At 72.0% G+C, this 8,483-nt stretch carries 7 protein-coding genes; 4 read left to right on the forward strand and 3 right to left on the reverse strand.

Annotated features, from left to right (window positions below; genetic code table 11):
- Positions 1-8: 8 nt before the first annotated feature.
- Together ITJ68_RS17275 and ITJ68_RS17280 are read left to right on the forward strand one after the other, a co-directional pair.
- Complete coding sequence (locus ITJ68_RS17275; RefSeq protein ID WP_194663141.1) at positions 9-1,817, forward strand: ABC transporter ATP-binding protein; 1,809 nt, start codon at positions 9-11, stop codon at positions 1,815-1,817.
- 117 nt (positions 1,818-1,934) lie between these two features.
- Entirely contained in the window at positions 1,935-2,360 is a 426-nt protein-coding gene (locus tag ITJ68_RS17280; protein WP_194663125.1) for a DUF805 domain-containing protein, read from the forward strand.
- Between the two features lie 460 nt (positions 2,361-2,820).
- Here the strand turns inward: ITJ68_RS17280 and ITJ68_RS17285 are convergent, their stop codons facing one another.
- From ITJ68_RS17285 to ITJ68_RS17295, 3 genes are all read right to left on the reverse strand, one after another.
- Positions 2,821-3,498, reverse strand: a complete 678-nt coding sequence (locus tag ITJ68_RS17285) for a hypothetical protein (RefSeq protein WP_194661312.1) — start codon at positions 3,496-3,498, stop codon at positions 2,821-2,823.
- A gap of 134 nt (positions 3,499-3,632) precedes the next feature.
- Positions 3,633-4,013: an MGMT family protein gene (locus ITJ68_RS17290; protein ID WP_194663127.1), complete on the reverse strand. Its 381-nt coding sequence runs from the start codon at positions 4,011-4,013 to the stop codon at positions 3,633-3,635.
- Positions 4,013-4,465, reverse strand: a complete 453-nt coding sequence (locus ITJ68_RS17295) for a GNAT family N-acetyltransferase (RefSeq protein WP_071273916.1) — start codon at positions 4,463-4,465, stop codon at positions 4,013-4,015. Before ITJ68_RS17295 ends, ITJ68_RS17290 begins: the two co-directional genes overlap by 1 nt.
- A gap of 85 nt (positions 4,466-4,550) precedes the next feature.
- On the opposite strand from ITJ68_RS17295, the gene ITJ68_RS17300 reads away from it, so the two are divergent.
- Together ITJ68_RS17300 and ITJ68_RS19415 are read left to right on the forward strand one after the other, a co-directional pair.
- Positions 4,551-5,792 carry an ROK family transcriptional regulator gene (locus ITJ68_RS17300; protein ID WP_194663129.1) on the forward strand — a complete coding sequence of 414 codons (1,242 nt, stop codon included), beginning with the start codon at positions 4,551-4,553 and terminating at the stop codon, positions 5,790-5,792.
- Between the two features lie 182 nt (positions 5,793-5,974).
- Positions 5,975-8,413: a lamin tail domain-containing protein gene (locus tag ITJ68_RS19415; protein ID WP_267238493.1), complete on the forward strand. Its 2,439-nt coding sequence runs from the start codon at positions 5,975-5,977 to the stop codon at positions 8,411-8,413.
- The last annotated feature ends 70 nt before the right edge of the window (positions 8,414-8,483 follow it).

Consider the following 8,483-nt stretch of genomic DNA (forward strand, 5'->3'; position numbering starts at 1 on the left):
CCGCCTCGATCACCACGCTCGGGGTGCGCGGCGAGGAGCGCGAGGACTTCACCAAGGCGGAGAGCAAGCGCCTGCGGCGCCGGTCCCTCGCCCTGCTCGGGTCCCTCGCCGCACCGTTGAAGATGCGCCTGGTCCTGCTCGGGGTCGTCGTGGTCATCTCGACCGCGGGCACCGTCGCCGGCCCGGCGCTCATCGCGTGGGGCATCGACAACGCCCTGCCGGCGGTCCTCGACCAGAACGACTGGGTCCCGGCGTTCGCGGTCGTGGCCACGTACATCGTCGTCGCGGTCCTCGGTGCCGTCCTGACCGCGTGGTACACCGTGCTCGCGGCCCGGATCAGCCAGGCGATCCTGTTCGACCTGCGCAAGCGGGTGTTCCTGCACACGCAGCGGCTGTCGCTGGAGTTCCACGAGACCTACACGTCGGGCCGGATCATCTCGCGCCAGACGAGCGACCTCGACTCCATCCGCGAGCTGCTCGACTCCGGGCTGAACCAGCTCATCCAGGGCGTGCTCTACATGGCGTTCACCGCGGTGGCGCTCGTCGTGCTCGACCCGACCTCTGGCCTGGTGCTCGCGGTGTCGCTCGTGCCGCTGTGGTTCCTGATCCGCTGGTTCCAGACGAACTCGCAGACGCTGTTCCGTGCCACCCGGGTGGCCTCGGCGCGCGTCATCGTGCACTTCGTCGAGACCATGACGGGCATCCGCGCGGTGCAGGCCTTCCGCAAGGAGTCCCGCAACCGCGACGAGTACGGCGGCTTCGTCGAGGACTACCGGGTCTCGAACACGAAGGTGTTCAACCTGTTCGGGACCTTCGACCCGGTGCTCGTGCTCATCGGCAACGCGACGCTCGCCGCGGTCGTCATCGTCGGCGGCTTCCGGGTCGTCGGCGGGACGCTCGAGGTCGGTGCGCTGCTCGCGGTCGCGCTGTACGCCAAGCGCTTCTTCGACCCGGCGCAGGAGCTCGCGATGTTCTACAACGGGTACCAGTCGGCCTCGGCCGCGATGGAGAAGATCTCCGGCGTGCTCGAGGAACGGCCCAGCGTGCCGGACCCCGTGAAGCCGACGAAGCTGGCGGACGCCCGCGGCAAGATGGACTTCGACGACGTCGTGTTCGCCTACAACAAGGGCAAGGTCGTGCTGCCGGCGTTCGACCTGCACATCCCGTCCGGGCAGACGATCGCGCTGGTCGGGTCGACGGGTGCGGGCAAGTCGACGCTCGCCAAGCTGATGGCGCGCTTCTACGACCCGACCCAGGGTTCGGTGAAGCTCGACGGCGTGGACCTGCGCGACCTCGACACGAACGACATGCGTCGTGCGATCGTCATGGTCACACAAGAGGCGTACCTGTTCTCCGGCACCGTCGCGGACAACATCGCGCTCGGCAAGCCCGGGGCGTCCCGCGCGGAGATCGAGGCCTCGGCCAAGGCGGTCGGGGCGCACGAGTTCATCATGGCGCTGCCCGACGGGTACGACACCGACGTGAACAAGCGCGGTGGTCGCGTCTCGGCGGGCCAGCGGCAGCTGCTCTCGTTCGCGCGGGCGTTCATCGCGGACCCGAAGGTGCTCATCCTCGACGAGGCCACGGCGTCGCTCGACATCCCGTCGGAGCGGCTGGTGCAGGAGGGCCTCGAGACCCTGCTCGCCGACCGCACCGCCGTGATCATCGCCCACCGCCTGTCCACCGTCGCGATCGCCCACCGGGTGCTCGTGATGGAGTACGGCGAGATCGTCGAGGACGGCACCCCCGCCGACCTCATCGCGGGCACGGGGCGCTTCGCCCAGCTGCACGCGGCCTGGCGCGACTCGCTCGTGTAGTCGCCGCCGGCGGTCCCTCGTGGATCGCGCCCGCACCACACATCGCGCCCCGTCCTGACGGGGCGCGATGTGCGTCCGGGGCGCGAACGCCCGAGCGCACGTGGTTGGCTTGGCGGCATGAGTGACGACAGCCCGCAGCCCGGCGGTGTGGCCCTCCGGGACCCCTTCGTCGGTGCGCCCTTCACCGAGGCGCTACGACGCTTCTGGCGGAAGTACACCGTGTTCACCGGACGGGCCTCGCGCTCGGAGTTCTGGTGGTGGTGGATCACGTCGCTCGGGATCGGCCTGGTGCTGCAGCTCGTCCCGCAGGCCTTCACGCCCGACAGCCCGCTGCTGGAGAACCCGGTCGGGTCCTACCTGTTTGTGCTCTGGGTCGTGGTGACGCTGGTCGGGTCCCTGGCGCTCGGTGCCCGTCGGCTGCACGACACGAACCGCTCCGGCTTCTGGCAGTTCCTGCACGCGGTGCCCGGCATCGGGTCGCTCGTGCTGTTCGTGATGTTCCTGCTGCCGTCGAACCCGGAGGGCGCCCGCTTCGACGTCTGACGCCCGTGCAGTCGGTCGTCCCGCACCTGGCGGGTCCTTCCGCGCGTCGCGGGTCGTTCCGCGCGGAGGGAGTCGTTTCGCGCGGAGGCGGTCGTTCCGCGCGTAGGGAGTCGTTTCGCGCGTAGAGGGTCGTTCTGCGTGCGGCAGGCCGTTTCGCGCGTAGGGGGTCGTTCGTTCCGACCTGCGACGCGCGTTTCCGCTTCCCATCGCGTGCGTCATGGGTGGATTCGCGCGGAGCGAGTTCTTCCATCGGCGCGCTGTCCGTCGGCGAGGTGGTTCTGCCAGCGGGGTGACGGATCCGGTCCGGGAACGTCGGGCGGAGACGACCGGATTCGTCATCGCCGCGGAGGGGAACCAGCATCGGATGCGCCCGTGACGCCGGAACTCCCGCGCAACGCAGAGAACGCCGCCCCCGTGATCGGGGCGGCGTTCTCGTGTGGTGGTGCTGTGGTGCGGGGTGTTACTTGATCTGGGCGGTGATGGTGGCGGTGCCGACGAGGAGGCCTGCCTTGACGGCGTCGGTCTTGAAGGTGCTGTTGAGCAGCTTTGCGGCGTCGGCGGAGACGTGGACGGTGGTGCCGGTCAGGATCGCGTTGTCACCCTCGAGCTGCAGGGCCTTCAGCGAGCCACCGTGGAGGGAGAACAGGTACGCGTTCGGGGCTGCGACCTCACCGTTGACGAGGACGTCGCCGTAGAGCTTGGAGGAGCCGGGGTTCACGACGAAGTTCTCCAGCGTGACGGTCGTGTCGCCGGCCTTCAGGGTCAGACCCGAGTCGTCGTGGTTCAGCAGGCCCTGCACGTAGGGGCGGTAGTTGCCGTCCGGGCTCCAGTACGTGACCGACCCGGCGGTGATCGGGAACGACACGGCGCCGTCGGCGAGCTTCGCGGTGCCGGAGACACCGGGGGTGAGCTTGAGGGAGGTGAGGGCGTCGGTGAAGCCCTTGTCGAGGGCGACGGAGGTGTCGCCGCCGAGGACCTCGGGGACCGACGCGACGGGGGCGGGGATCTTGGAGGAGGACGAGGCGACCGTGTGGATCGTGGGGGTGGCCTGCGCGGCGGAGACGCCGAACCCGGCACCGGTGAGGATGATCGCGCCAGCGGCGGCGAGGGAGACCGTGGTCTTGGTGATCTTGCGCATGGTGGGTCCTTTGCTGATTACACGCCGAACACACCCCGCTTGAGGGTGGAGAACCAGCGTTGTGCGGCTGGTGAGCGCCCCGGGTGTTTCCCGGTTGTGACAGTGATTCGGCGCCCCTGCCGCAGCGGTTTGGATCAGTTCGGCTCCGTTATCGGTTCGTGACCGAACGGCTCCGGAGACCAGCGCGCACGGGGCATGTCGAGCCTCCAGGCCGTGTCTCGCCAGCGCAGCGGCGTGCCCTCGACGCGGTAGTGCTCCAGCGCGCGCGCCTCGTGCCGGACCGGCGGCAACCCGCCGGACCGGACCACGCGCCACCACGGCAGGTCGGAGCCCTCGTGGGCCATGACCTTGCCGACGGCACGCGACGCACGGGAGCCGAGCGCTGCGGCCACGTCCCCGTACGTCATGACACGACCGGGCGGGATGGCACGCACGACCTCGGCGACGGCGGCACCGAAGTCAGCCGGGTCCGGTCGCTCGTCGTCGGGGTGTGGGCCGACGGCGGCCGGGGGCATCAGAGGGAGAGGACCGCGAAGTGGTCGCCGTACTGGGTCTCGCGGACGACCTCGAAGCCGACGGCGCGGAAGAAGTCCTCGGGGGAGCCCTCACCGGGTTCGTAGACGACGGTGAGGCGTTCGAAGCCGCGCTTGCGGGCCTCGTCGGCGAGGCCGTGCACGGCGAAGCGCCCGACGCCACGGCCCTGGGCGGTGCCCGAGACGTTGACGCGCCAGATGCAGGCCTGCAGTTCCTCTTGCGCGTTGTCGGCGTCGAAGCTGCCGATGATGAGGCCGACGACCTCGTCACCGTCGAGCACGACCCGGGGCCACGAGGCGCTCGGCTTGACGTCCGACTCGGCGACACCGTACGTGGTGGGCTGCACGAACTGTTCCTGGCCTGGCTTGAGCGTCAGGGAGTTGGCCGCGGCGGCGGTCGAGGCGGAGAGTTCTTCGAGGCGGAGGTCCGTCATGCGGTCAGGCTAACGGTGCGAGCACTGCTGGGGCCAGTCATGTCATCCTCCCGGGGGAGGACGGGCTGCGCGGTATGGTCGCGACATGGCGGAACACCGGCGCGGCGCGAACCTGCCGTCGATCGGCGGCTTCAACCGCACGGTCGTGCTCGACGCCGTCCGCCGCTCGCCCGACGGGCTGAGCCGCGTCGAGCTCGCCGGGCGCACGGGCCTCAGCGCGCAGACGGTCTCGAACGTCACGCGCTTCCTCATCGAAGCAGGGATGATCGTCGAGTCCGGCACGGTCGTGTCCGGCCGCGGCAAGCCCCGCACGATCCTGCGCCTCGAGCCGGGCAGCCGGTTCGCCGTCGGCGTGCACATCGACCCCGCCGTCGTGACGTACGTGCTGCTCGACCTCGCCGGCACCGTGGTCGCCGCCACCACGACGTCGACCCCGACCGCGGACGACCCCGAGCAGGTCGTGCGGACGATGGCCTCGGCGGTCGAGGACCTCGTGCGGACCTCCGACGTCGACGCCGACGCGGTCCTCGGGGTCGGCATCGCCAGCCCGGGGCCGATCGACGTCGACGCCGGCATCGTGCTCGACCCCCCGTTCCTGCCGCGGTGGAAGGACGTGCCGCTGCGGGACGCCCTCGCCGAGGCCACCGGCCACCCGGTGCTCCTGGAGAAGGACGTCACCGCGGCCGCTGTCGGCGAGATGTTCCTGGCGGGGGAGTCCTCGGCGCGGAACTTCGCCTTCGTGTACTTCGGCACGGGGTTCGGCGTCGGGCTCGTCGTCGACCACGAACCCGTGCGCGGGACCGGAGGCAACGCGGGCGACGCCGGCCACATCATGGTCGAGCAGGGCCCCTTCGCCGGCACCCCGGACGGACAGGGGGACCGCGGCGAGGTCGGCGCCGCGGTGGCACCCGAGCGCATCGTGCGGATCGCGGCCTCGCGCGGGCTCGACCTGGGGGACGTCACGGACCTCGGCTCGGTCGACCGGGCCTGGGACGCCTTCGCCGCCGCCATCGACGCGGGTGACCCGACCGCCCTCGAGCTCGCGGCCGAGGCGGGCACCGTGATGGGCCGCGCGGCCGTCGTCATCGTCAACCTGCTCGACATCGACCGCGTCGTGTTCGGCGGGCCGTTCTGGTCGCGCGTCGCCGCCGCCGCACTGCCGGCAGCACGGGCGGCGATCACGGAGTCGCCGATCCTCGTGCCGAAGCACCCGGTGACCGTGGTCGAGACCGACCGTGGGGCCGACGTGGCCGCCGTCGGCGCGGCCTGCCTGGTGCTCGACGCGGCGCTGTCGCCGCGGGCGAGCGCGCTGCTGATCCGGCGCTGAGGCGCGTCACGACAGTTCAGGCCGCCGGACGGGAGGCTCGGTGCCGGACCGCTGGGGAGCCTCCCGTCCGTCGTCGGTGCGGGACGCCGCGGCCACCGCCCGTTCACCTCCGGGCCACCGGCCGGACGCCCGGATGCTGAACAGTCGTGCAGGCCCGACCCGCTCCCCTCGAAGGATCCTGCATGCCCTCCCCGTCCCTGCGCCTCGGCGCCGCCGTCGCGACCTGTGCCGTGCTCGCGGCAGGCGTCCTCGCCAGCAGCCCGGCGACCGCCGCCCCGGCTCCCACCCCCGCCCCTGCCCTCGCTGCCGCTGCTGCCCCCGCCGGGCTGGTCGTCAACGAGGTCGAGTCGAACGGCGACGACGTCGACTGGGTCGAGCTCGCGAACACGTCGGCCGCTGCGATCGACATCAGCGGCTGGTCGATGCTCGACAGCGACGACGCGCACACGCCGTACGTGCTGCCGACCGGGTCCGTCGTCCCCGCCGGCGGGTACTTCGTGCTGAACCAGGAGTCGACGACCGCGCCCGGGTTCGACTTCGGCCTCGGCAACCCCGACTCGGTCCGGATCTCGGACACCAGCGGTGCGCAGGTGCTCACGTACGCGTACCAGGAGCACGCGAAGGTCACGTACGGGCGCTGCCCCGACGGTGTCGGCGACCTGGTCGACACCACGCGCTCGACGAAGGGCGCCGCGAACGACTGCTCCTCCCCGGTGCGCATCAACGAGGTCGAGTCGCAGGACGGCGTCCCCGGCGACTGGGTGGAGCTGGTGAACACGGGCACGACGACGGTCGACCTCGGTGGGTTCGTGTTCCGTGACGGCGACGACACGCACGCGTACGCGATCCCGGCCGGCACCACGATCGCCGCGGGCGGCTTCGCGGTGCTCGACGAGGCCGACTTCGGCTTCGGACTCGGCAAGGCGGACTCCGCGCGGCTGTCCAGCCCGGGCGGCACGCTCGTCGACACGTACTCCTGGACCGCGCACGCCGCGACCACGTACGGCCGGAACCCGGACGGGACGGGCGACTTCGCCGAGACCGCCGAGGCCACCAAGGGGGCGACCAACCGCTTCGCCGGTGTCGTCACCGCCGAGGCCTGGCCCGGTGGTCCGGACGAGACCGTGCTCGACGACACCGACACCTTCGCGGGTGACCTGAGCGGGCTCGACTGGCAGTCCTCGTCCACCGCGGAGGACGGCGGCGTGCTCTGGGGTGTGCAGAACGGCGACGGGCTGCTCTACCGCATGGTCTCCGACGGCGCGGGCGGCTGGGCGCCGTCGAACGCCGCGGGCACGGACCTGCGCTACGCCGACGGCTCCGGGACCCCGGACGCCGAGGGCGTGACCGTGACCACCGACGACCCCGGCGCGGTCGACGTGTCGACGGAACGCGACAACGACGTGTCCTCGACGAGCCGCCCGTCCGTGCTGCGCTTCGCCACCACCGACGGCTCGCAGGCGACCCTGCGCGCGACGGACGAGTGGAACCTGGCGGCGGACTTCCCGGGGCTCGGTGCGAACGCCGGCCTCGAGGGCGTCACCTGGATCCCGGACACCTGGCTGACCGCGCACGGCTTCCGTGACGAGCACACCGGCGCCGCCTACGCACCGTCGACCTACGCGGACCACGGCGCCGGGCTGTTCCTGGTCGGTGTCGAGGGCACCGCGAGCACGTACGCCTACGCGCTCATGGGTGACGGGTCCGCGCAGCGCGTGGCCACCATCGCCTCCCCGTTCAGCGTGGTCGCCGAGGTGCAGTTCGACCCGACGCTCGACGCGCTCTGGGTGGTGTGCGACGACGCCTGCGCCGGCCGCACCGCGCTGTACACGATCACCGACGGCGTCTTCACGCTCGACACCGTGTACGAGGCCCCGGCCGACGCGTCCCGCACGCTCGCCAACGAGGGCTTCGCGATCTCCGACGTCTGCACTGCCGGTGCACGCGCCACCTTCTACGCCGACGACAACGACACGGACGGCTTCTCGCTCCGGACGGGCACCTACCCGTGCACGGTCGAGACGCCGACGCCGACGCCGACGCCGACGCCGACGCCGGGCGACGGCGGCAGCCCGGTCCCGACGCCCGGAGACGGGGGCGCGACACCCACCCCGACCCCTGCGCCGGCCCCGGGTGGTGGCTCCACCCCGAAGCCCGGTGCCACTGCGCCGACTCCGCCCACGTCGCCCGCTGCTCCGTCCGAGTCGGCGCTCACGAACGCGAACCGCACCCTGACCGGGCCGGCCAGCGCACGCGCGGGCGACACGATCACGATCGGCGTCGGCCGCGAGCACGCCGGTGAGCGCGTGCACGTCTGGATGACCTCGACCCCGGTGCTGCTCGGCACGGAGACGGTCGCGGCGGACGGCACGGTCCGCGTCACCGTCCCCGCGGATGCCTCGGCCGGAACACACCGGATCGTCGTCACCGCGCTGGACGGCACCGTGCTCGGCTGGACGACCATCACGATCGACCCGGTGACGGGGACGGCGGTCGTCGGTGGCCTCGCGTACACGGGGACCGACATCGCCGGGGGCGTCGCCGCCGCGCTGCTCCTGGTCGCCGCCGGCGCCGGCGTGCTGGCCGTGCGTCGCCGCGCCGTGGCAGCACGCGTGGACTAGCGCGCGTCGCGACACCCGACGGACGGGAGGCTCGGTGCCAGCGGGCACCGTGCCGCCCGGCGGCTCCCGC

The organism is Curtobacterium sp. VKM Ac-1395 (assembly GCF_015350975.1).
Taxonomy (GTDB): Bacteria; Actinomycetota; Actinomycetes; order Actinomycetales; family Microbacteriaceae; genus Curtobacterium.